Source organism: Vreelandella neptunia (genome assembly GCF_034479615.1).
In the GTDB taxonomy this organism is placed as follows: Bacteria; Pseudomonadota; Gammaproteobacteria; order Pseudomonadales; family Halomonadaceae; genus Vreelandella; species Vreelandella neptunia.
In genome coordinates, this window is record NZ_CP140255.1 from 4,106,222 (window position 1) to 4,130,885 (window position 24,664).

The 24,664-nt window shown below is 56.2% G+C and carries 17 protein-coding genes; 9 read left to right on the forward strand and 8 right to left on the reverse strand.

The features are described from left to right. Positions 1-387 precede the first annotated feature (387 nt). Genes SR894_RS18995 through SR894_RS19010 form a run of 4 tightly spaced genes read left to right on the forward strand, consistent with a single transcriptional unit; the run spans position 388 to position 3,817 of the window. Positions 388-1,548 carry an FAD-dependent monooxygenase gene (locus SR894_RS18995; RefSeq protein ID WP_223288526.1) on the forward strand — a complete coding sequence of 387 codons (1,161 nt, stop codon included), beginning with the start codon at positions 388-390 and terminating at the stop codon, positions 1,546-1,548. Then, positions 1,545-2,363: an alpha/beta fold hydrolase gene (locus tag SR894_RS19000; RefSeq protein ID WP_223288527.1), complete on the forward strand. Its 819-nt coding sequence runs from the start codon at positions 1,545-1,547 to the stop codon at positions 2,361-2,363. The genes SR894_RS18995 and SR894_RS19000 overlap by 4 nt, the downstream gene beginning before the upstream one ends. 15 nt (positions 2,364-2,378) lie before the next feature. Beyond that, complete coding sequence (locus SR894_RS19005) at positions 2,379-3,146, forward strand: maleate cis-trans isomerase family protein (RefSeq protein ID WP_275951312.1); 768 nt, start codon at positions 2,379-2,381, stop codon at positions 3,144-3,146. A gap of 11 nt (positions 3,147-3,157) precedes the next feature. Continuing rightward, positions 3,158-3,817: an N-carbamoylsarcosine amidohydrolase gene (locus SR894_RS19010; RefSeq protein WP_223288528.1), complete on the forward strand. Its 660-nt coding sequence runs from the start codon at positions 3,158-3,160 to the stop codon at positions 3,815-3,817. A gap of 41 nt (positions 3,818-3,858) precedes the next feature. On the opposite strand, the gene SR894_RS19015 is transcribed toward SR894_RS19010, so the two are convergent. After that, positions 3,859-4,341 carry a MarR family winged helix-turn-helix transcriptional regulator gene (locus SR894_RS19015; protein WP_223288529.1) on the reverse strand — a complete coding sequence of 161 codons (483 nt, stop codon included), beginning with the start codon at positions 4,339-4,341 and terminating at the stop codon, positions 3,859-3,861. 209 nt (positions 4,342-4,550) lie between these two features. On the opposite strand from SR894_RS19015, the gene SR894_RS19020 reads away from it, so the two are divergent. The 4 genes from SR894_RS19020 to SR894_RS19035 all read left to right on the forward strand — a co-directional run bounded on the left by SR894_RS19020 (position 4,551) and on the right by SR894_RS19035 (position 12,436). Continuing rightward, positions 4,551-6,821, forward strand: a complete 2,271-nt coding sequence (locus SR894_RS19020) for a xanthine dehydrogenase family protein molybdopterin-binding subunit (protein ID WP_223288530.1) — start codon at positions 4,551-4,553, stop codon at positions 6,819-6,821. After that, complete coding sequence (locus SR894_RS19025; RefSeq protein WP_223288531.1) at positions 6,821-7,789, forward strand: XdhC family protein; 969 nt, start codon at positions 6,821-6,823, stop codon at positions 7,787-7,789. Before SR894_RS19020 ends, SR894_RS19025 begins: the two co-directional genes overlap by 1 nt. 319 nt (positions 7,790-8,108) lie before the next feature. Beyond that, the gene (gene htc1, locus SR894_RS19030) at positions 8,109-10,094 is read left to right on the forward strand and encodes a methyl-accepting chemotaxis protein Htc1 (protein ID WP_246638175.1); all 1,986 of its coding nucleotides are present in this window, start codon (positions 8,109-8,111) and stop codon (positions 10,092-10,094) included. Positions 10,095-10,450: 356 nt separating this feature from the next. Continuing rightward, complete coding sequence (locus SR894_RS19035) at positions 10,451-12,436, forward strand: methyl-accepting chemotaxis protein (protein WP_223288533.1); 1,986 nt, start codon at positions 10,451-10,453, stop codon at positions 12,434-12,436. 132 nt (positions 12,437-12,568) lie between these two features. On the opposite strand, the gene katG is transcribed toward SR894_RS19035, so the two are convergent. From katG to SR894_RS19065, 6 genes are all read right to left on the reverse strand, one after another. Continuing rightward, complete coding sequence (gene katG / locus SR894_RS19040) at positions 12,569-14,722, reverse strand: catalase/peroxidase HPI (RefSeq protein ID WP_223288534.1); 2,154 nt, start codon at positions 14,720-14,722, stop codon at positions 12,569-12,571. A gap of 247 nt (positions 14,723-14,969) precedes the next feature. Next, positions 14,970-15,977, reverse strand: a complete 1,008-nt coding sequence (locus SR894_RS19045) for an aldo/keto reductase (protein WP_223288535.1) — start codon at positions 15,975-15,977, stop codon at positions 14,970-14,972. A gap of 28 nt (positions 15,978-16,005) precedes the next feature. Continuing rightward, complete coding sequence (locus tag SR894_RS19050) at positions 16,006-17,772, reverse strand: ABC transporter transmembrane domain-containing protein (protein ID WP_223288536.1); 1,767 nt, start codon at positions 17,770-17,772, stop codon at positions 16,006-16,008. A gap of 163 nt (positions 17,773-17,935) precedes the next feature. Continuing rightward, positions 17,936-19,378, reverse strand: coding sequence for an NAD(P)(+) transhydrogenase (Re/Si-specific) subunit beta (locus SR894_RS19055; RefSeq protein WP_133731533.1), 1,443 nt, complete (start codon positions 19,376-19,378; stop codon positions 17,936-17,938). A gap of 16 nt (positions 19,379-19,394) precedes the next feature. Next, complete coding sequence (locus tag SR894_RS19060; protein WP_133731534.1) at positions 19,395-20,966, reverse strand: Re/Si-specific NAD(P)(+) transhydrogenase subunit alpha; 1,572 nt, start codon at positions 20,964-20,966, stop codon at positions 19,395-19,397. Between the two features lie 190 nt (positions 20,967-21,156). Further along, entirely contained in the window at positions 21,157-22,080 is a 924-nt protein-coding gene (locus SR894_RS19065) for a LysR family transcriptional regulator (RefSeq protein WP_223288537.1), read from the reverse strand. 164 nt (positions 22,081-22,244) lie between these two features. Between SR894_RS19065 and speB the strand changes: the two genes are divergently transcribed. Next, positions 22,245-23,147: an agmatinase gene (speB, locus tag SR894_RS19070; protein WP_223288585.1), complete on the forward strand. Its 903-nt coding sequence runs from the start codon at positions 22,245-22,247 to the stop codon at positions 23,145-23,147. A gap of 59 nt (positions 23,148-23,206) precedes the next feature. On the opposite strand, the gene SR894_RS19075 is transcribed toward speB, so the two are convergent. Beyond that, a complete protein-coding gene (locus tag SR894_RS19075; RefSeq protein WP_223288538.1) occupies positions 23,207-24,481 on the reverse strand; it encodes an O-acetylhomoserine aminocarboxypropyltransferase/cysteine synthase family protein in 1,275 nt (424 codons plus the stop codon). Positions 24,482-24,664: the final 183 nt, after the last annotated feature.

Genomic DNA, 24,664 nt, shown 5'->3' on the forward strand with positions numbered 1-24,664 from the left:
TAAATACTGCCTGCCAAACACGCTTCGTAGCACCTTAAACCAGCCTATTTTCATCTCCCTTTCACATGCGGCCAATCGACTTGCACCAGCTAAGTGCAGAGCTAATACTCATCGAACATTAAAGGTGCATACGCCATAAAAACAAGACTAATAAACGTATATCACTCAATGGATGCGTTTTTCAAGTTTTTGCACAAAACCAAAAAAACAACGATAAATACATTAAATTCATATATTTAATTAAAAACAACGTCCCATTCTTGTTAAAAAATAATTTCGAAACTAATTCTTGACCAAAAAATAAATGGTGTATACGTTGTTTTATAGCATTCACGAACGCATTCAGAAACGAGTGATAGGCGAATAAAACAGCGAGGAAACCAGTATATGAACAACAAACCCACCATCGCCGTTATTGGCGCAGGCCTTGGCGGCGCCGCTGCAGGCGCGCTGCTGCAGCAAGCAGGTTACCCCACCAAGGTGTACGAACAGGCACCAGCGTTTGCGCGTCTTGGGGCAGGCATTCACCTTGGCCCCAACGTGATGAAAGTGATGCGCCGGATCGGCATTGAGGAGAAGCTCAATGCCATGGGCTCACATCCCGATTACTGGTTCAGCCGCAACGGCATGACCGGCGAGTATCAGTCGCGCATCCCGCTGGGCGAGTTTGCTCGCGAAAACTATGGGGCGGCCTACATCACCGTTCATCGTGGTGATCTGCACGAATTGATGGTCAGCACACTCGACCAGGACAATCTTCATTTCGATAAGCGTCTGGTCGATGTGGATGACAGCGGCGACAAGGTCGTTATGACCTTCGCCGATGGCTCAATCGAAGAAGCTGATTTGGTAATCGGCGCTGATGGCGTTAATTCACGCCTGCGCGAGAAGCTGCTCGGCCCTGAAGCCCCGATCTATAGCGGCTGGGTTGCCCACCGGGCAATTATATCAGCAGAAAAGCTCAAGGCTTATGACCTGGATTTTGAAGCCTGCGTGAAGTGGTGGTCGGAAGACCGTCACATGATGGTGTACTTCGTGACCGGCGACGAGAAGGAGTATTACTACGTGACTGGCGTGCCTGAACCCGATTGGAACCACGGCACTTCCTTCGTCGGCAGCTCACGGGAAGAGATGCGCAAGGCCTTCGAGGGTTACCACCCCACTGTGCAAGCGCTGATCGACTGCACCGAAAGCGTCACCAAGTGGCCGCTGTTGGAGCGCAACCCGCTGCCCCTGTGGCATGAAAACCGGCTAGTGCTGCTGGGCGATGCCTGCCACCCGATGAAGCCTCATATGGCCCAGGGCGCCGCTATGGCAATTGAAGATGCTGCCATGCTAGTGCGCTGCCTGGAGGAAGTGGGCGCCGAGAACTACCAGCAGGCATTCGAACTTTACCGCACCAACCGTTTTGAGCGCGCCTCGCGGGTTCAGCAGGTTTCCCACGACAATACCTGGTTACGGGAAGATGAAGACCCGGCCTGGGTATTCGCCTATGACCCCTTTGAAGTACCGCTGAAGCAACCAACCAGTCAAGGGAGTCCGGCATGAGCAGCACCTATCTCTATGGCGCCAACGTGCACGCCAATGGTATTCGTCAGCACTACCTGCGCTTCAGTAACAGCGCCGAGACTTGGCGCCAGCCGCTGGTGCTGATACCGGGCATTACCAGCCCGGCTATCACCTGGCGTTTTGTGGCCGAGCGGCTCGGTCAGCATTTCGACACTTATGTGCTGGATGTCCGTGGACGCGGCTTGTCGTCCACCGGGCCTGACCTCGCCTATGACACCGACACCTGCGCCGACGATGTGATCGCCTTTATCGATGCGCTGGGTCTAAGCGATGTCATTCTGGCGGGCCACTCCATGGGTGCGCGCTTTGCGCTACGCGCCATGAGTCGCGGCGCCAAAGGCATCGACAAACTGGTACTGATCGACCCACCGGTTTCAGGGCCAGGACGCCGTGAGTACCCCAGCAAGCTGCCCTGGTACGTGGATTCGATTCGCGATTGCACCCGGGGTGCCGATATCGAGACCATGCGCCACTACTGCCCCACCTGGAGCGACGAGCAGCTGCGATTACGCGCCGAGTGGTTACACACTTGCTTTGAGCCCGCCATCGTTCAGGCGTTTGAAGAGTTCCATAGCGTCGATATCCACCAGGATTTTCCCGGCATCAAGGTACCCACGCTGCTGATGTGTGCAGGCAAGGGCGGGGTTATCCAGGATGAGGATCGCGCCGAAATACGCACCCTGCTACCGACGGTTCGTATTTCTACCGCAGAACAAGCGGGTCACATGATTCCCTGGGATGACTTCGAGGGCTTTTTTGCCGCGTTTGAAGACTTCCTGGGCACACAACTCTAACAAAGGCCAATGATCATGACCTCCAGCACTACCACTAAAACATACCGTATCGGCCAGATCGTCCCCAGCTCCAATATCACCATGGAGACCGAGATACCTGCCATGCTCGCTGCACGGCAGTTGATTCGCCCGGAACGCTTTACCTACCACTCCAGCCGTATGCGCATGAAAACCGTCAGCAAGGACGAGCTGGCCGCTATGGATGCGGAGTCTGACCGCTGTGCCTTGGAGCTCTCCGATGCAGCAGTGGATGTGATGGGGTATGCCTGCCTAGTCGCCATTATGGCGATGGGGCCCGGCTACCACCGAGAGTCGCAAAAGCGTCTGCGCAGCCGCACCGAAGAGAACGGCTGCGATACGCCGGTGGTCACCAGCGCCGGTGCGCTGGTTGATGCTCTGGGTGTGATGAAAGCCAAACGTGTGGTGGTCGTGGCGCCTTACATGAAGCCGCTGACCGAAATGGTGGTCGACTACATCCGTCAGGAAGGCATTGACGTGCTCGACTATCGGGCGCTTGAGATCCCCAATAACCTGGATGTCGCTCGCCACGATCCCGCCAATCTTCCCGAGATCGTCGCCAGTCTTGATTTAAGTAACGTGGACGCTATCGTCTTGTCAGCCTGTGTGCAAATGCCGTCACTACCGGCCGTCGCCAAGGTAGAAGCCTTAACCGGAAAGCCCGTCGTGACCGCAGCTATCGCGACCACCTACGCCATGCTCAAGGCACTCGACCTGGAGCCCATCGTACCGGGCGCGGGCGCCCTCTTATCAGGGGCTTACTAGGAGATAGCACTATGACGACCCCCAGCCAGGCAGCCAGCGATATTGGTGGCAGCTTAGATGACAACTACAAGGGCGTGTGGGATGGACGCATAGGTTTTGGCAAAAGACCCGCGCTGCTGGTGGTTGATTTTATGCAGGGCTACACCACGCCCGGTTCGCCGTTATTTGCCCAGGGTGTGGTGGATGCGGTGGCCAATATGCCGCCGCTACTCCATACCGCACGGCGCACTGGCACGCCGGTTATCCACACCAACATCCTGTATCATGCCCCGGATCAAACCGATGGCGGCATTTGGGTCAAGAAGGCACCGGTCATGCGGGCAATGGTGGCGGGCAACCCCTATGCGGAGTTCTGCCCCGAAGTGGCACCCCGAGAAGATGAGCTGGTAATGACCAAGCAGTATGCCAGCGCCTTCTTTGGTACTTCGCTGGCCTCCACGCTGGTCGCCATGGGGATCGATACGCTGATCATTACCGGTTGCTCCACCAGCGGCTGCATTCGCGCCACCGCCGTTGACGGCGTACAGCACGGCTTTCGGGTGATGGTGGTGCGCGATTGCGTGGGCGACCGCCACCCCGCGCCCCATGAAGCTAACCTGTTTGATATCGATAGCAAGTATGGGGATGTGATTGGGCTGGATGAAACGCTGGGTTACTTAATGAAGCGTTAGGCGTACTCCGAAAGCGCGGGAGCGCGAGCCTCTCTTTTGGCTCACCCATCCGCGTTCATTTTTTCCAGCAGATGCATCAAAGCGATCCGCTCTGCCGGGTTGAGGTTTTTCATGGTCTGATCGCTAATTTGCTTGGCACTGGGCACCATGCCCTCGACTAATGCCGCACCGGGCTCGGTGATCACCACCATGACTTTGCGTTGATCATTGGGGTCGGTGGTAAGCGAGATCCACTCACGTGCTTTAAGGCGTTTAATGACGCCACGGATGGTGGCTGGATCAATCGCCGTGGCGTTGACGATATCGGTTAGCGAGCTGGGGCCTCGCTCCATCACCGTGCACAGCGTGACAAACTGAATGGCAGTGAGCTGTTTATCGCTGCTGTAGCGCTGAAAAATAGCCGTATGCCGCTGGTAGGCTTTACGCAGTAGATGGCCTACTTGCTCAGAAAAATCATACCCCTGCTCTGAAGGTGTGGGGTGTTCGCCGGTAGACGAGTGTTTGAGCGCACTATCCGTTGTCATTCCATATCCTTAATCTATTAGCGACGATGTGTATCGAGTATGGCACTGGTTAACAAAATGATGCATCAACGCTTTAAATACTGCTTGCGCTGGATCAATTCATCATGCTTTTATGGCGTACACGCTACAATTTTACCTTAGTTATCGCTCTTTGATCACCTCAAATTAATCTGCACTGATTACCTAAAACGCTAGCGTGGGAGGCAGGCATGGCTTATAAATCAGACTATACAAGAGAGTCACTGCTGTATGGGTCTGATGTTCTGGTGATCTATCGCGACCCGGTTACGCCCCCCAAGCCCGCGCCCGGACAGCCAGGTACACACTCAAACTTTACCCCTCATGAGCCTGAGATATTCATTGCCGTACTGAGCGATAGTCATATCGTGGCTTTCAACGGCCACGTAGACCTGGGCACTGGCATACGCACGGCGCTCGCTCAAATTGTTGCAGAAGAGCTGAGCGTCGCGTTCGACAGCGTCACCATGGTGCTGGGCAACTCCGTTGAAGCCCCCAACCAAGGCCCCACCATTGCCAGTGCGTCGATTCAGATCACTGCCGAGCCTTTACGTCGAGCTGCCGCTCAGGCGCGGGAGTACCTATTAACACTGGCAGCAAAGCACTTTGACACTGAGCGCTCACTACTTAGCTGCCAGAACGGCGCTATTACGCCAAGTGATAATAACCGCTCATCCGTTAGCTTTGGGGAGTTGCTGCGGGGCACCCGTCATGCATTAAAGCTTGCCGATGAGGTGCCGCTTAAGCCGGTCAGCCATTATACCCTGGTCGGCCAATCAACCTCCCGCGTGGATATACCCGCCAAGGCCACCGGGCAATTGACTTTTATCCACGACCTGCGGCTGCCCAACATGCTGCATGGGCGAGTGATTCGTCCGCCTTATGTAGGCCATGATAGCGGCGACTTTATTGGCAACAGTTTAATCGCGGTAGATGAAAGCTCTGTGGCTCATTTGCCAGGTGTGATAAGTGTCGTGGTGGTCGGTGACTTTGTTGGCGTGGTGGCCGAGCGTGAAGAGCAGGCTGCTGCCGCAGCCAAACAGCTAAAGATCCAGTGGCGCCCAATCGAAGGCTTGCCTCAGTTGGACAACATAGAGCAAGCACTGCTCGACCTGCCCAGCAAACAGCGCATACTCCTCGAAGAAGGTGATCTCGACAGCGCTCTGGCTGCCGCGCAACATCCGCTCCATCGTCACTATGTGTGGCCTTTCCAACTGCATGGCTCCATTGGCCCTTCGTGCTCTGTCGCCGATGCCAACGAAGATGGCCTGCACGTATGGTCGGGCACCCAAAATCCACACAGCCTGCGCGCCGACCTCGCCCGCCTTACCGGTTTGGATGAAGGCGTTATCACCATTACCCGCATGGAAACCTCGGGCTGCTATGGCCGCAACTGCGCCGACGACGTTGGCGCGGATGCAGTGCTGCTGTCTCAGGCGGTGGGTCGACCTGTTCGTGTGCAACTAACCCGTGAGCAGGAGCACACCTGGGAGCCTAAAGGGGCTGCTCAGTATATGGCCATCCAGGGCGGCTTGAACGCAGATGGCAGCCCGGCAGGCTATCGCTTTAATACGCGTTACCCCTCTAACAGTGCGCCCACTCTGGCACTGCTGCTGACCGGCGCCGCCTCACCCATTGATATCCCCTTTGAGATGGGAGATCGAACATCGGTGCCGCCCTACCGCTACCCTCATCGCCAAATAGTATGCGACGACGTCCCGACCCTGGTGCGTGCCTCCTGGCTGCGTGGTGTCTCGGCGCTGCCCAGCACTTTCGCCCACGAAAGCTATATTGATGAACTCGCCTACTTGGCGGGTGAAGATCCTGTCGCCTATCGGTTGCGCTACTTAGCCGATAACCGCGCCTGCGAGCTTGTCGAAGCGTTAGCCGAACATGCGAACTGGAAACCCTGTACCGCCAACACCAACCCGAGAAGCGATGGAGAGTGGCGCTACGGCCGAGGCTTCGCTTACGCCCAGTACGTACATAGTAAATTTCCAGGCTTTGGTGCCGCGCTCGCCGCCTGGGTGATTGAGCTAAAAGTCAATGTGAAGAGTGGGCGGGTTGTCATTGAGAACTTATATGTGGGTCAGGATGCGGGCTTGATGGTGAACCCCGCCGGCGTTCGCCATCAGGTGCATGGCAATGTGATCCAGATGCTCAGCCGCACATTAAAGGAGCGGGTAACCTTTGAGGATGGTTTACCGACCAGCAGAGAGTGGGGCGGCTACCCTATTCTACGTTTCTCGGAGCTTCCTCCCATCGACGTCATGCTGCTTGATCGCCCTGAACTGCCCCCACTCGGTGTTGGGGAGTCCGCCTCACTTCCCGGCGCTCCCGCGATTGCCAACGCGCTTTTTGATGCCACGGGGGTACGCTTTACCCATCCCCCTTTTACCCCTGACACCATTCGCGATGCACTGAAAGCCGCCCTTCGACTTCCCCTGGAGGCGGCGAGTTAATGCACCATCTTGATCTACAGGTTATCGAACGGGCGCTGAAGTGGGCCAACCAGGGGCTGACCGTTTGGCTGTGTACGGTGCTAAAAACCTTTGGCTCAGCCCCCCGGGAGCCGGGTGCCATGCTGGTAGCATGTTCGACAGGCGACTATCTGGGGTCACTGTCAGGTGGCTGTGTCGAAGAGGACTTTATCGCACGGCTTCAAAAGGGTGAGTTTAACGAACCGGTTCAACGGGTGCGCTATGGCGGGGATGCTGGTTCAGCGAATATTCGTTTACCCTGCGGTGGTAGCCTAGAAATACTGGTTGAACGGCTAGCGCCCAACACCGAAAACCTCACTCACCTAGAAGTGATGCATGCCACGTTACTGGGTCGCCAACCGCTAACCCGCTGTATCAAGTTGGATGGCAGCGGCAAGCGCTTTAACCTCTCGAATAACACCGAGCCCGCCGTTACCTTCGATACAGCTAGCGTCAATATTCGCATAGGCCCTGCGCTACGGCTGATCATCGCGGGGATCTCTGCGATCTCTGAGCCCTGTGCGCTGTTTGCCCAAACGCTGGGCTTTGAGGTGATTGTCTGCGATCCCAGAGACGAGGCTAGGCAAAATTTTGCTGTCGCGGGCGTGGAAGTGCAGGCGGTGCTGCCCTCCGTGTTTATCGCCTCGGGCGGTTGCCATGCCAATACCGCCGTTGTGGCCTTGACCCACGACCCGCGTATCGATGATTTAGCAATGATCGAAGCCGTCCGAACGGAAGCCTTTTACATTGGCGTTATGGGCTCCCAGCAAACCTCGCAACAGCGGGCAGAGCGGCTATTACGTTCCGGCGGCCTGACAGAAAGCCAGGTAGCAAGAATTGCCATGCCCATTGGGCTTAATCTGGGTAGTAAAACTCCGGCTGAAATTGCGCTAGCCGTGATGGCCGATATTGTTCGCCTCTCTCGCGGAAAAGAACGCCATGCCTTGTAGCGATATCATGGCCTTCGTGATGGCGGCAGACCAATCAAGCCGCTTTGGCAGCGCTAAAAGAGTCGCCACATTGAACAATGGGAACACACTACTTAGTTCCACTTTACTAGCTATTAAAGTGCACTTTCCCATTAGCCGCGTTGCCATTAAAACCGAAGGCTTAGTTCAATTAAAAATAATAAAACTAGCAAACATTAAGAGTCATCGGCTGTTAATGACTAGCGGCTGTAAAAAATTCCAGGGAACCATAAAACAGCCAGAACATGACACTCACCAATATTCTTGTGATCAGCTTCTGGCCAACATATCGAGGCAACAAATGAAAAAAATTTCTCGTCTCTCACTGACGCAGAAACTGCTGGTCGCTGTCGCTATTCCTCTCTTAGTGGTAGCCGTTATTTTAGGCTTTGTGGTCAATCAACAGCTTAACCAGGCTATTCCAGCGTTAATCGATAATGCCGGTAAGCGGCAAGTAGAAGCCCGGGCCGATGAAATCAGCCGGTGGATTACCGGGTACCGTAATTGGATCTCCGTACTTGCTCAGGATGAGCGTTTGGTGGAAGACGTGCCGCTTGCCTCTCACCGCGATTGGCTCGAAAAGCGCTACCCGCCGGGGGGCACCATCGAGTCACTGTTCTTCACTGATGCCACGGGTGCTACGTTAACGCACGCTGGCGTCAACTTGCAGATAGCCGAACGTCCTTATTTCAAAGCCTTAGTGACGGACGGCACCCAGGATAGTCTGCTCAGCGATCCGGTTATCTCCATGGTGAGCGGCCTGCCAACGGCTATTGTTGCTGATACTGTATTCGATGAACGCGGCAATCGAGCGGGACTGCTGGGCATGACTGTCTCAATGGCCGCCGTGTCTGATATCACCTCCGATATTAATGTTGGTGAAGGCAGCTACGGCTGGCTAATCGACAGCCAAGGGCAGGTCATTGCGCATCCGGTTGAAGAGTACCGCATGTCGCTCAATTACACCGATGCCGATCAGCAGGGCTATCAAGGGCTGGATGCGCTAAGTCAGCAGATACTCAGCGGCACGGCGGGCTCCGGTGAAATAACCATGCCCAGCGGCGAGCAGACCGTTCTCATGTGGAGCCCAGTGGAAGGCACTTCCTGGGTGGTCGGGGTCACCGTTCCTATCACTGCCTTTACGACCGTAACAAATAGCCTGCTGCAGTCGCTGCTGCTGGCGGGGGGCGTACTATTGGTATTGCTCCTGTTGGTAGTTGCCTATGCGGCGCGGCGTTCACTTGCGCCTATCAAGCATACCGCCAGTGCCATGGCCGATATTGCCAAAGGAAAAGGCGATTTAACGCGCCGTTTAGAAGCCAAAAGCCAGGATGAAATTGGCGACCTCGCCCACGGCTTTAATGCCTTTGTCGAGCGCATGCAGTCCACCCTGCAGGAGGTACGCCAAAACGCTCGTACGGTATTATCCGATGCCAGCGATATGGCGGATGGTACCCATGAGCTTTCATCGCGTACCGAACAAGCGGCGGCTAATCTCCAGGAAACCTCCGCCTCAATGGAACAAATTCATTCCACTGTAGCGCATACGTCCCAGGCCTCCGAGCAGGCAAATAGTCTGGCGCTAGAAGCCGCCAATGCCTCAGAGCGCGGCACCGAGTCCATGACTCAAATGGAAGCCAAGATGGCCGCTATCAGCGAGTCAGCCAATAAGATAAGCAACATTATTGGTTTGATTGACTCGATTGCATTTCAAACCAATATTTTGGCACTCAATGCGTCAGTAGAGGCTGCCCGCGCCGGCGAGCAGGGCCGTGGGTTCGCTGTGGTTGCCAGCGAAGTGCGCACGCTAGCCAGTCGATCAGCCTCTGCGGCGCATGATATTCGTGCGCTGATTGATATGTCCGTTAGCCACTCAAAAGAAGGCAGCGATATCGTCAAGGCGGCGGCTGAACGTATGAATGAGATTCGCCACAGCGTTACTCAGGTCTCGGATGTCATCGCCGAGATTGCCGCCGGCGCACGGGAACAAACCACAGGCATCCAACAGGTCAACACAGCAGTGGCAGAGATGGATATGATGACCCAGCAGAATGCTGCCATGGTCAGCCAGAGCGCCACGCTTGCCACCAATATGCGCGACAATGCGCAACGGCTGGATCAACTGATGAACGAGTTTGTGCTTAGTGAAGGTGGCGCTGAGAACGCTGCGCTACCCTATACGGCAGCACATAAAGCGCGGACAGGCACAGCACTACCTCAAGCGCCTAGCCGCCCTCCCCAGACCACTCAGCAAAAGCATACCGTAGCGGAGTGGGAGGAGTTCTAATGTTCCGCCGGGTATAAGACTAAAAAGCACCCTCTTGGGTGCTTTTTTAGTTTAGCTCAGCGACAACTACCTACAACCTCTCATAAATTTCGATGTAAGTAGCAAAACAGTAATGACTGACATTGCTTGTTCTTGCTCGCCCATAAAAACCACATGAGCTGCCATGTGAGCATTACGATAAAAATTAAAAAACTACCTAAATTAACATTAATATCTTATAAATTAGCCGCGATTAATGAATTGAGCATGATTGGCTGGCAATGACTGACAGCGGCAATAACTCATAGGGAAAAGCAACTTAGCTAAAGTACGGCATAAATCAGTGACCTATTACTGGTCAAATATCGAGGCAAAAAATGAAAAGAATTTCTCGTCTTTCGCTGACACAGAAACTGTTAGCCGCTGTCGCCATTCCACTGTTAGTGGTGGCCGTTATTCTAGGCATTGTCGTCAATCAGCAGCTTAATCAGGCTATTCCAGAACTGCTAGACAATGCCGGAGAGCGACAAGTAAAAGCGCGTTCGGATGAAATTAGCCGCTGGATTAGTGGATATCGTAACTGGCTGTCAGTGCTTGCGCTGGACGAACGTTTTGTCCCGGGCGCCCCCCTTGACACCCACGTTGAGTGGCTTGCCAAACGCTATACGTCAGACGGCACCATTGAGTCCCTGTTTATATCGGATACTGCTGGAAATACGATTAACCAAGAAGGGGCCAGACTGAATATTTCTGAGCGTCCCTATTTCAAAGCACTTGTTGTTGACGGCACTGCTGACAGCCTCATCCTAGACCCTTTCGTGTCAATGGCAACCAACCTTCCAGCAGCAATGATGGTCGAAACTCTCTTCGATGAACGTGGCAAACGTATCGGCTTGATAGGTATCGCCTTCTCGCTGTCATCATTGTCTGATATCACCTCCGGTATTAATGTTGGCAAAGGCAGCTACGGCTGGTTAATCGACAGCCAAGGGAAGGTCATTGCTCATCCGGTTGAAGAGTATCGCATGTCGCTTAATTACACCGATGCCGACCAGCAAGGCTATCAAGGGCTGGATGCGCTAAGTCAGCAGATACTCAGCGGCACGGCGGGCTCCGGCGAAATAACCATGCCTAGCGGTGAGCACACTATCCTGATGTGGAACCCCGTTGAAGGCACCTCGTGGGTAGTGGGAGTTACCGTTCCTATCGCCGCCTTTACCTCCGTAACCAACAGCCTGCTGCAGTCGCTGCTGCTGGCGGGGGGCGTGCTATTGGTCTTGCTGCTGGTAGTGGTTGCCTACGCGGCGCGGCGTTCACTTGCGCCTATCAAGCATACCGCCAGTGCCATGGCGGATATTGCCAAAGGAAAAGGCGATTTGACGCGCCGCTTAGAAGCCAAAAGCCAGGATGAAATTGGCGACCTCGCCCACGGCTTTAATGCCTTTGTGGAGCGCATGCAGTCCACCCTGCAGGAGGTGCGCCAAAACGCTCGCACGGTATTATCCGATGCCAGCGACATGGCGAATGGTACCCATGAGCTTTCATCGCGAACCGAACAAGCGGCGGCTAATCTCCAGGAAACCTCCGCCTCAATGGAGCAAATTCATTCCACGGTAGCGCATACTTCCCAAGCCTCCGAACAGGCGAATAGCCTCGCGCTAGAAGCCGCCAGTGCCTCAGAGCGTGGCACCGAGTCCATGAACCAAATGGAAGCTAAGATGGCCGCAATCAGTGATTCGGCCAATAAAATTAGCGATATTATCGGCTTGATTGACTCTATTGCGTTTCAAACCAATATTTTGGCACTCAATGCTTCTGTAGAAGCCGCCCGCGCCGGTGAGCAGGGCCGTGGGTTCGCAGTGGTGGCCAGCGAGGTTCGTACGCTCGCCAGTCGCTCCGCATCCGCGGCGCATGATATTCGTGCGCTGATTGATATGTCGGTGAGCCACTCAAGAGAAGGCGGCGATATCGTCAAGGAGGCAGCTGAACGTATGAATGAGATTCGCCACAGCGTGGCCCAGGTGTCGGATGTCATCGCCGAGATTGCCGCCGGCGCCCGGGAACAAACCACAGGGATTCAACAGGTCAATACCGCCGTAGCAGAAATGGACATGATGACCCAACAGAATGCTGCCATGGTCAGCCAGAGCGCTAATCTTGCCACTAATATGCGCGACAACGCGCGGCGGCTGGATCAACTGATGAGCGAGTTTGTGCTTAGTAAAGGTGGCGCTGAAAACTCTGCGCTACCCTATACGGCAGCACATAAAGCGCGGACAGGCACTGCACTACCTCAAGCGCCTAGCCGCCCTCCCCAGGCCACTCAGCAAAAGCATGCAGTAGCGGAGTGGGAAGAGTTCTAATTTCTCATCATGAATAAGGCTAAGAGGCACCCGCTTGGGTGCCTCTTAGTGAGCGCCCAATAAAAAGCCTGCATCCTAAGATGCAGGCTTACTTACACAAGAACTACAGTGCCCAGTACTTAGTGTGAGCGCTTAGGCGACGTCAAAGCGATCCGCGTTCATCACTTTCGTCCAGGCGGCGACAAAGTCTTTGACAAACTTCTCGTCGTTATCATCCTGGGCGTAGACTTCCGCGTAGGAGCGCAGCAGCGAGTTAGAGCCGAACACCAGGTCAACGCGGGTAGCCGTCCACTTCACGGCGTCGGTTTGACGGTCGCGGATCTCGTAGGCATTTTTGCCCACCGGCTTCCAGCTGTTGCCCATATCGGTCAAGTTGACAAAGAAGTCGTTGGTCAACTGGCCTTCACGGTCGGTGAATATGCCGTGCTTGGTGCCACCGTAGTTGGTGCCGAGTACACGCATACCGCCCAGTAGCACGACCATTTCCGGCCCGGTCAGCCCCATCAGTTGAGCGCGATCCAACAGCAGCTCTTCCGGCTTGACCACGTACTCTTTCTTCTGCCAGTTGCGGAAACCGTCAGCCAGCGGCTCTAGCGGCTCGAACGATTCGCCGTCGGTCATCTCGGCAGAAGCATCGCCACGCCCTTTCAGGAAAGGTACGCGAACGTCGTAGCCTGCGGCTTTAGCGGCTTTTTCGATCGCAAAACTGCCCGCTAGAACAATTACATCCGCAAGGCTGGCGCCGGTGTCAGCAGAAATCTTCTCGTATACGGCTAATACGCTGGCGAGGCGCGCAGGCTCGTTGCCTTCCCAGTCTTTCTGAGGCGCTAAACGAATGCGGGCACCGTTGGCGCCGCCACGCATGTCAGAGCCGCGGTAAGTGCGGGCACTGTCCCAGGCGGTGCTGACCATGTCACTGATGCTCAGGCCGGCCTCGGCGATTTTCTGCTTAACGACTTCTTCGCTGTAGTCGGTGCTGCCAGCCGGAATGGGATCCTGCCAGATCAAGTCTTCAGCGGGCACTTCCGGGCCGATGTAGCGCGCTTTCGGGCCTAAATCACGGTGGGTCAGTTTGAACCACGCTTTGGCGAACGTTTGCTTGAAGTACTCAGGATCCGCCATGAATTTTTCGCAAATGGCTCGATAGGTCGGATCCATTTTCATGGCCATATCCGCATCGGTCATGATCGGATTGTGGCGGATAGAGGGGTCACTGGCGTCAACCGGCTTATCCTCTTCCTTAATGTTCACCGGCTCCCACTGGTGAGCACCGGCCGGGCTCTTGCGCAGCTCCCACTCGTAGCCGAACAGCAGGTCAAAATAGCCCATGTCGAACTGGGTCGGATTGGTTGTCCAGGCGCCTTCAATGCCAGACGTTACGGCATTGCTCGCCTTGCCAGCCATGGTTGGGTTGCCCCAGCCAAAGCCCTGGTTTTCAACATCTGACGCTTCGGGCTCAGCCGCCAGCGCTGCCGCATCGCCGTTACCGTGACACTTACCTACCGTGTGGCCACCGGCTGTGAGTGCAGCGGTCTCTTCGTCGTTCATCGCCATACGGGCGAAGGTTTCACGTACCTGCTGGCCAGTTTTCAACGGGTCGGGCACACCATTAACACCTTCAGGGTTAACGTAGATAAGGCCCATCTGCACGGCAGCCAGCGGGTTTTCCATGGTTTCCGGCTTTTCAACGTCCGCGTAGCGCTCGTCGGAAGGTGCCAGCCACTCTTTCTCATCGCCCCAGTAGATGTCTTTTTCGGGTTCCCAGATATCCTCACGGCCAAATGAGAATCCGTAGGCAGGAAGCCCCATAGATTCATAGGCAACGGTGCCGGCCAGAATCATCAAGTCCGCCCAGCTAATTTTGTTGCCGTACTTCTTCTTGATCGGCCACAGTAGACGACGCGCCTTATCAAGGCTGACGTTATCCGGCCAGGAGTTGAGTGGTGCAAAACGCTGGCTGCCGGTACCACCGCCGCCGCGGCCGTCGGCAAGACGGTAGGTGCCCGCAGAGTGCCATGCCATGCGGATCATCAAGCCGCCGTAGTGACCCCAATCAGCTGGCCACCAGGACTGGCTGTCGGTCATCAGCGCGTGGACGTCTTGCTTGAGCGCGTCAAAATCGAGCTTTCTGACCTCTTCCCGATAGTCAAAATCAGCGTCCATCGGGTTTGATTTGCGGTCTTGCTGGTGCAAGATATCCAGGTTAATCCCTTCCGGCCACCAGTCTTTATTAGACGTGCCCGTGGAGGTATTACCACCATGCATTACAGGACATTTACCACTCATAGCTCTCTCCCTCTAACGTCATTTTGTCTTAACTGCTTTTGTCTTGGTTGCGTTCGTCTTGGTTATGGTGAAAGAGCCGCTACCAAGTCAACTGACGGTGAGCGCCCTTATCAGCGTGCTCAAACAGCAACGTGTGATAAAAGGACGCGTCACTCACTTGGTACATTTTTAGCCCACATCTATCATAGGCACAATTTGCTTTTAGTGACTGATCTAATAGTTTTTATACATCGCCAATTTACCTGCATTACTGTGACTCAAACTCTTCCGTATCGATGTCCGCTTGCTGCGCCTCACTGTATCGCGCCCCCGCAACTTGGTCTGGCGTCATCATGGCATTCAACTGAGACAGGGTGGTGACATCGAGATGTAGCGTTTCCGCGGCTAAATTTTCCCGCATATGATCAGGTGAGCGGGTGCCGGGAATGGGAATGACATCGCCGCCTTTGGCTTTTAGCCACGCCAGCGCCAGCTGCCCCGGCGTGACGCTTAAGGCCTGCGCCAGCGTCGCAAGGCGTTCAAATAGTTTTATATTATGCGGGTAGTTTTCGGCGCTGAAGCGCGGCATGTTACGGCGCATATCGCCCTCTTCAAGACGCGCGGGGTCTTGAATGGCGCCGGTTAGGAAGCCTCGTCCCAGAGGGCTAAACGCGACCAGGGCTGCTCCCACCTCGCGGCACGCATCAATCAGGGCGATTTCAGGGTTGCGCGTCCACAGCGAGTATTCCGACTGCACCGCTGCGATAGGATATTCAGCTGCCGCACGGCGCAATGTTAGCGCAGAAATTTCAGATAACCCCACACCACCGATTTTGCCTTCTTCCACCAGGCGCCCCAACGCACCCACGCTCTCTTCAATGGGGACTTGGCGATCCAAGCGGTGCAGGTAGTAGAGATCCAAATGGTCGGTACGTAGGCGTGCAAGGCTGGCTTCGCACTGCTTGCGCAGGGTTTCCGGGCGGCCATCAATGACCCGCTTGCCTGATTCAGGATCCATCGCCATACCGCATTTACTAGCTAGAAAGAGCTGATGCCGCTTACCCTCCAAAGCTCGCCCAACCACACTTTCATTGGCGGTGGCGCCATACAGCGTGGCGGTATCGAAGTGGCGATAGCCCATATCAAAGGCCTCATCCAGCGCCCGTAAGGCTGCGCTTTCCGGCACGATGCTACCGTAACCGTGGGAGAGGTTCATGCAGCCCAGGCCAATCGAAGGGGCATTAACGGCATTCAGGCGCTGAAAGAAACTCGACATCGGTATTCCCATCGTTAAAAGAACCGTTTTATAACGTTTCACCGCCAAACTGCAACGCGGCTAAATGACGATAGAGCGCGCTGGTGGTGATTAATTCAGCGTGGGTGCCCGCCGCTACCAGTTCCCCACCCTCCAGCACCAACAAGCGGTCAGCGGCGATGACAGTCGCCAACCGGTGGGCGATCACGATGCTGGTGCGGCCCACCATCAGCCGATCCAGCGCCTGCTGCACCAGCCGCTCGCTCTCCGCATCCAAGGCGCTGGTGGCTTCATCCAACAGCAGCACCGCGGGGTTTTTAAGTAGCGCCCGGGCAATAGCGAGCCGCTGACGCTGGCCACCGGAGAGCTGCACCCCACCTGGCCCCAGGGGCGTATCAAAGCCTTGGGGCAGCGCATCAATAAAGTCGAGGGTGCTGGCATCCTGGGCGGCAAGGCGCAATCTATCGATATCCGCCTCGGGGTCTCCGTAGCGCAGATTCTCGGCCACCGAGCCACTAAACAGCACCGGCTCCTGCGCCACCAACCCCATGGCACGGCGCAAGGCGGCAAGATCTAGCGTACGGACATCCCTATCATCCAAGGTAATGCGCCCCTGGCTGGGGTCATAAAAGCGTAGCAGCAGCGCCAGCAGCGTGCTTTTACCTGCCCCGGAAGGCCCCACCACCGCTACTCGTTCTCCCGGTTTAATGTGCAGGTCAAACCCGTTCAGCGCTGGGGTTTCCCGACCAGGGTAGGTAAACGTGACGTTCTCCAGGGTAATCTCACCACGCGAAGGGCTTGGCAAGCGCTGCGGATTTACCGGCGACTGGATAGCGGGCTGCGTATCGAGCAGCTCCAATAAGCGCTCTGCAGCTCCTGCCGCGCGCTGCACATCCCCGGCGACCTCGGCCAGGGTGGCAATTGCCCCTGCTGCCAGCACGGCGTAAAAGATAAACGCCGATAGCTCACCCGCGCTCATGGTGCCGTCTAGCACCGCCTGACCGCCCTGCCAGAGCATTAAGCCAACCGCCGTAAACACCACTAACATAGCGACACCGGTTAACCAGGCGCGCTGCTGAGTGCGCTCTACGGCGCTGCCAAACGCCTGTTCAACCCGCTGGCCATAGTGGCTTTTATCCACCGCCTCGTGGGTAAATGCCTGAAGCGTTTTAATACCGCTCAGCGCCTCCTCAGCATAGCGACCCAGTTCGGCCACGCGATCCTGACTGGTACGCGAAAGCCGCCGCACCCGACGGCCGTACCACACGATGGGCAGCAGAGTGGCGGGGATGCCAATCAGCACCATTGCCGAGAGCCACGGTTGAGTGACCAGCATGAGCACCACGGCGCCCACCAGCATGACCAGATTGCGCAGCGCCAGCGATACCGAGGAGCCAAACAGGCTCTGTAGTACGCTGGTGTCCGCCGTCAGGCGTGATGCGATCTCCCCCGCGGCACGGCCGTCGCTGGCGCTTTCAAAAAAGCTTGGCTCCAAGGTGAGCAAATGATCAAACACCCGCTGGCGCAGGTTGGCGGCCAAGCGCTCGCCAATCCAGGTCACTTGGTAGTAACGCAGTGCAGAGGCAAGCGCCAGCACCGTGACGACGGCAAGCATTAAACCCAGTGTTTGGGCCAACGCCTGCTGATCAGCGGCGAGAAAGCCTCTGTCGATGACCAGACGCAATCCATTCCCTAGCAGCAGCACGCTTCCCGAGGCCATGAGTAGCGCTAGGCCAGCCAGCGCCAACCGCGTGCGGTAGGGGCGCAGTAGACCCAGCAAACGCAGCAGTACTCGGGGGTTGGGGCGTTGATCCATAGTAGCCATTGCTCACCACATAAGGGGGTATTCGACCATAGCAGGAGTAGCCGCGCCCTGCACAGAAACTAAAAAGCCCGCGATTGCTCGCGGGCTCAGTACCTAATGGCTTTTAGTAGCCTAGCGTCCAGCTAAGTTGCATGGGTAGCTAAAACACAAAGGCCTAATCGATCAGCGGCAACAGCGTATTCAGGCTATCCCGGGCATCACCGTAGAACATCCGCGTGTTGTCTTTGAAGAACAGCGGGTTCTCGATACCGGAGTAACCGGTGCCCTGGCCGCGTTTGCTGACAAACACCTGCTTGGCTTCCCATACCTTCAATACCGGCATGCCAGCGATAGGACTATTGGGGTCTTCCTCGGCCGCAGGGTTCACGATGTCGTTGGAGCCAATCACGATGACCACATCGGTGGTGGCGAAATCGTCGTTGATTTCATCCATTTCCAGCACGATGTCGTAAGGCACTTTGGCTTCCGCCAGCAGCACGTTCATATGCCCTGGCAAGCGGCCCGCCACCGGGTGGATACCGAAGCGCACGGTCTTGCCCGCTGCACGCAGTTTACGCACCAAGTCGCTCACTGCGGTTTGCGCCTGGGCCACCGCCATGCCGTAACCCGGCACGATAATAACGCTGTCGGCGTCGTTCAAGGCGCTCGCTACACCACCGGCGTCTATGGCCACTTGCTCGCCTTCAATCTCTGCCGCGGGCCCAGTGCTTCCGCCAAAGCCGCCTAGAATCACATTGACGAAGTTGCGATTCATCGCCTTACACATGATGTAAGAGAGAATCGCACCGGATGAGCCCACCAATGCACCGGTCACAATCAGCAGGTCGTTGGAAAGCGTGAAGCCGATAGCTGCCGCCGCCCAGCCAGAGTAGCTGTTGAGCATGGAGACCACCACGGGCATATCGGCCCCGCCAATGCCCATAATCAGGTGGTAACCGATAAAGAACGCCAGCGCCGCAAGCACCAACAGCGTCCAGAAGCCAGCACCGTTCAGATAGAGAATCGCCAACAGCAGCGACAGTACCGCCGCCCCAGCATTCAGCATATGCCCGCCGGGCAGCTGACGTGGCTTGCCATCCACCTTGCCTGCGAGCTTGCCAAAGGCAATCACCGAGCCGGTAAAGGTCACCGCACCGATGAAGATACCCAGCACCACCTCAACCTGCAGGAACATCAGCTCATCAGGGGCTTTTGTGGCTACCAGCGCGGCAAAGGCGGAGAACTGATCCAAAGACGCTTCGGCGGCGCGCGCGGCCATAACACGGCGACGCTCCAAATCGGCGCTCCAGGCCACAAATACCGCTGCTAAGCCAACAAAACTGTGTAGCGCTGCCACTAGCTGAGGCATTTCGGTCATCTCGACCTTGCCCGCTACATAGGCGCCGATGCCTGCGCCGATCAGCATCATCGGGATCAGCCACCAGTAGCCGCCAATACCTGGGCCGAGGGCAGTAAAGAACACCGCCACCGCCATGCCCACGATGCCGTACCATACGGCCCGCTTGGCTTTCTCCTGGTTACTCAAGCCGCCTAGCGACAGAATAAACAGTACGCTCGCCGCGATTGCCGCGGCAGATACGAATCCTTGCTCTAACATATCGTCTCTCCGCCGCTTAGGATTTTTGGAACATGGCCAGCATCCGGCGTGTCACCAGGAAGCCACCCACGATATTGATTGACGCGATAAGCACTGAGATCGCCGCCAGCACGCTAACCACTGCGCTGCCGGAGCCAATTTGCAGAATCGCCCCCAAAATAATGATGCCCGAGATCGCATTGGTTACCGCCATTAGTGGCGTATGCAGCGAATGGCTCACTTTCCAAATCACCTGGAAGCCGATAAAGCAGGCAAGAACAAAGACAATAAAGTGCTGCATAAAGGACGCCGGCGCCACTTGGCCCAGCAGCAGCATCAGTACGCCGCCAACAGCCAGTAGACTCACCTGCCGCTTGGTTTGCGCTTTGAAGGCGGCCAGCTCAGTGGCCTTTTTCTCTTCCGGCGTGGGCTCTTTCTCTTTCTTCTTCGGCTTAGCGGCAGCAATCGCTTTTACTTTGGGCGGCGGTGGCGGGAAGGTTATTTCGCCTTCGTGAGTCACCGTGGCGCCACGAATCACGTCGTCTTCCATATTGTGATTGATCACGCCCTCTTTCTCGGGGGTGAGATCGGTCAGCATATGGCGAATATTGGTGGCGTAAAGCAGCGACGCCTGGGTGGCCATGCGCGAAGGGAAGTCGGTGTAGCCGATGACCACTACGCCATTATCCGATACCACTCGCTCGTCAGGCTTGGTCAGATCGCAGTTGCCGCCCTTCTCGGCGGCTAAGTCGATAACCACCGAGCCCGGCTTCATGGCCTCGACCATGTCTTCCAGCCAAAGCTTGGGCGCGGGCTTGCCGGGAATCAGCGCCGTGGTAATGACAATATCCACATCGGCTGCCTGCTCGCGGAAGCACTCAAGCTGTTTCTCGCGGAACTCCGGGCTTGAAGGCGAGGCGTAGCCACCGCTCTCAGAACCATCCTGGCTATCCTCAAAATCGAGGAACAGGAATTCAGCGCCCATGGACTCGATTTGTTCAGAGACCTCAGGGCGCACGTCAAAGGCTCGCACCACGGCGCCCAGGCTGGTAGCGGTACCGATCGCGGCCAACCCTGCCACGCCAGCGCCAATCACCAATACCTTGGCCGGGGGCACTTTACCTGCCGCCGTTACCTGGCCGGTAAAGAAGCGGCCAAAGTTGTTGCCCGCCTCAATCACCGCGCGGTAGCCAGCGATATTAGCCATGGAGGAGAGCGCGTCCATCTTCTGGGCGCGCGAGATCCGCGGCACCATATCCATGGCAATAACGGTGGCGCCCTGAGACTTGCACTTCTCAAGCAGCGCTTCGTTTTGCGCGGGCCAGAAGAAGGCAATCAAGGTTTGGCCTTGCCGCAGCCGCTCGGCCTCTTCATCCGAGGGCTCGCGGACTTTAATGACCACATCGGCGTCTTTCCAGAGCGCGTCGGCTCCTTCCACTACGGTAACGCCCGCATCGCGATAAGTGTCGTCATTAAAGCCCGCCGCTAGGCCCGCGCCGGATTCTACTAAGCACTCGTGGCCTAGCTTCTGGATTTGCTTGGCGCTCTCGGGGGTTAGCGCAACACGCGCTTCCCCCCGGGCACTCTCCTTCGGTGCACCTATTTTCACTCGTGTTCTCCCTTGCTTAACCTTATTGCAGTGCCGCAGTTGTTCAACGGGCACCGTACCTTTAGCGGCGTTAGTGATAACTCCTTAGTAGCAGTCTAGGATCTAACGGGGTGGCTGCCAGATACTATTCAACCTTTGATGCAACAGGGTTGTTTAATTACAACATGGGCTAGTGTGCATGATGGTTACCCTAACGTCTAAAGTCGTTAGCAAACTCAACAAGCACCTTATGGAGCCATGCATTAGCAGGATCATTGGCATAGAGTCCATGCTGAATCAATGTCATTTTTAGTGCGGGAAGCTCCTTAGGCGGCTCTACCAAACGCACTGGCAGCATAGCAACGAACCGTTCAGCCATTTGACGTGGGAGCGTCATGATCGCTTCCGTGAGCGCCACTACCCGCGCTGCGGCGATGTAGTTGAGGTTTTTAGAGATCACCCGGCGGGTTAATCCGTGCTGAACCAGGCAGCTATCAATATTACTGGGCCTTAGACCACTGATGTCAGCCAGCTCCACATGGGGCTCTTGAGCAAACTGAGCGATATCAAGCGCATCACCCACGCGGCCATTATGGGTAGCGACCAAGCAGACCAGTTCCTCATCCATCCAAGGCGTCTGAATCACGCCACTGGGCAACGCGCTTTGGCTATCCAGCCCTACCACCATATCAATTTGGCGCTGTTCCAGCCCCTCACTTAGCACGTCCGGGGTAATTAGCTCAATGGAAAAGCTAATGCCCGGCGCATAGGCCAACAGCTGACTTAAAAAGAGCGGGTACATGACCTCTTCAAAGTAATCCGTGGTGGCGAGCGTAAAGCGTCGCGTGCTGTTAGCAGGCGAAAACATCGCGGGGGGCGCAAGCCCTTGCCGCAGCATCGCCAGCGCCTGTTGCACCACGGGCAGCAGCGCGAGTGCCCGGGGGGTCGGCTGCATACCGTTTTCGGTGCGCACAAGCAGCGGATCATCCAGCGACTCACGCAGGCGTTTTAAGGCATGGCTCAAGGCGGGTTGGCTTAAATGCAGCGTTTCTGCCGCACGAGTGACGTGACGCTCGTGCATCAGCGTTTCAAATACCAGCAGCAGGTTTAAGTCGAAATGGCGTAGTGAGCGCATAGCCTCTCATTATTTACATCACGAATGACTAAATTCTAAACATTCATTTAATTTATCACTAGTAATTGCTTATTGTCTGCTGCTTATTCGCCCGCCCGCGACTATCAACGATAATCCAGCACGCAAGGAGAAGCACACCGGTGACCCACCCACAAACTCAAACCATGCCCAGCCTTTATGGCGATGTGATTTCTACCTTTATGGGCGTAGCAAAAGCAACGGATCCTAAGGCAACCGACGCCGACGTTGTGGTGAGTGGCGTTCCCTTTGACCTTGCTTGTTCTGGCCGTTCGGGCACCCGTATGGGGCCAAATGCTATTCGTCAAAGTACCGCCAACCTGATCTGGGAAGGCAAGCGCTGGCCATGGGACTTCGCCTTGGAAGATCGCCTCAAAGTATGCGATGCAGGCAACGTTGATTACGCATATGGCGAGCCCGAAAGCCTGGTCGATAACCTGGAAACCCACGCCAACCGCTGGTTAAAGGCGGGCAAAAAGATGCTCACCCTGGGCGGCGACCACTACATCAGTCTGCCGCTGCTGCGCGCCCACGCCCGAGAGCACGGCCCGCTGGCGCTGATCCATTTCGACGCCCACACAGACACCTACGAGCAAGGCACCCGCTTTGACCACGGCACCATTTTTCACCACGCTTTAAAGGAAGGCTTGGTAGTACCCGAGCACTCGCTGCAAATCGGTATTCGCACCAGTTACGACCGCCACAACCACCCTTACGAGGTATTGGATGCGGACTGGGTCAATGACCACGGTGCAGCGGCCGTGCTTGAGCGCATTCGTGCCCGCGTGGGTTATCACCCGGCCTACGTTACCTTGGATATTGACGGTCTCGACCCTGCCTTCGCCCCGGGCACCGGCACGCCGGTCTGCGGTGGCATGTCCACCGACCTGATGCTGAAAGTGATCCGTGGCATGGTAGGTATGGAACTGGTCGGCATGGACGTGGTGGAAGTGAACCCCGCCTATGACCACGGCGACATTACTTCGCTTGCCGCCGCGACGCTGGGGCTTGAGTTTTTGTATACGCTGGCAGCGTCCAAAGGCGTTTGATAGTTAGCCCCCGCCGTCTCTTGGCTTTTATGGCATTGAGATGGCGGGGGCGAAACAGCCTACCCTTGAGAGGCTGCCAGCGCTTGATCAATATCCGCCAGCAGATCATCGATATGCTCGATGCCGATCGACAAGCGCACCATATCCGGCGTGACACCAGCGGCTTTTAGCTCCTGCTCGTTGAGCTGGCGGTGTGTGGTTGAGGCGGGAATGGAAGAGCAGCTTTTGGCATCGCCGATATTCACCAGGCGGAGAATCAGCGCCAGCGCATCGTAGAAGCGCTCACCAGCGCCCTGCCCGCCTTCGATGCCAAAACTAAGAATCCCCGAAGCATGGCCATTCATATAACGCTGGGCCAGCGCATGATCCGGATGATTTTCCAAGCCAGCATAATGCACCCAGGTGACTAATGGATGGCTTTCCAGATGCTTGGCAACCGCTAAGGCATTGGCACAGATACGCTCGATCCTTAGTGACAGCGTTTCCAGCCCCTGGAGCAGGTTCCAGGCCGCCTGAGCAGAAAGCGCCGCGCCCATGTTGCGTAGTGGCACCACCCGGGCGCGGGCAATAAAGGCCGCATCGCCCACATCACGGGTATAGCTCACACCGTGATAGGAGACATCAGGCTCATTGAGCAGCGGAAAACGGCTGGTATTCTCGGCCCAGGGAAAGGTGCCCGAATCAACAATCACACCGCCCACCGTGGTGCCGTGGCCGCCAATATATTTGGTCGCCGAGTGGACGACAATATCCGCCCCGTGCTCAATCGGCCGACATAAGAACGGCGTCGCCGTGGTGTTATCGACTATTACCGGCACCCCATGACGATGCGCCGCTTCGGCCAGCTTTGTTAGGTCGACCACGCCACCCGAGGGGTTACCAATGCTTTCGCAGAAAACCGCTTTGGTACGCTCATCGATCAGCGCTTCGATGCCATCAATATCGTCTTTATCGGCAAAACGCACCTGAATGCCTTGACGCGGCAAGGTGTGGGCAAACAGATTGTAGGTACCGCCATACAGCTCGCTGATCGAGACAATGTTATCGCCCGCTTCGGCAATGGTCTGGATCGCATAGGTGATCGCAGCCATTCCCGATGCCACCGCTAGCCCGGCGATACCGCCTTCCAACGCGGCTACTCGCTGCTCCAACACGGCGCAGGTCGGGTTCATAATGCGCGAGTAAATGTTTCCTTCGACTTTAAGATCAAACAGATCCGCCGCGTGCTGCGCGTTATCGAATGAAAACGACGTGGTTTGATGAATCGGCACCGCCACGGCGTTTTGTGAATCAGGCGAATAGCCATGGTGAAGAGCAATGGTTTCTGGCTTCATGAGAACAGCTCGCTATTTTTTTGTTGAGATCCGCTAGTGATCCTAAACAAGCGCTGACGGGAAGGCCAACAATCGTTTAGCCTTCCGAGCCAACGTCATGTTTAAAAGTGAAGGCTCTCACCCATGCTGCGCGCCACTGCGTCATGGAGGTGGAGACTTTTGGCATGCGCGCTTTTAACGATG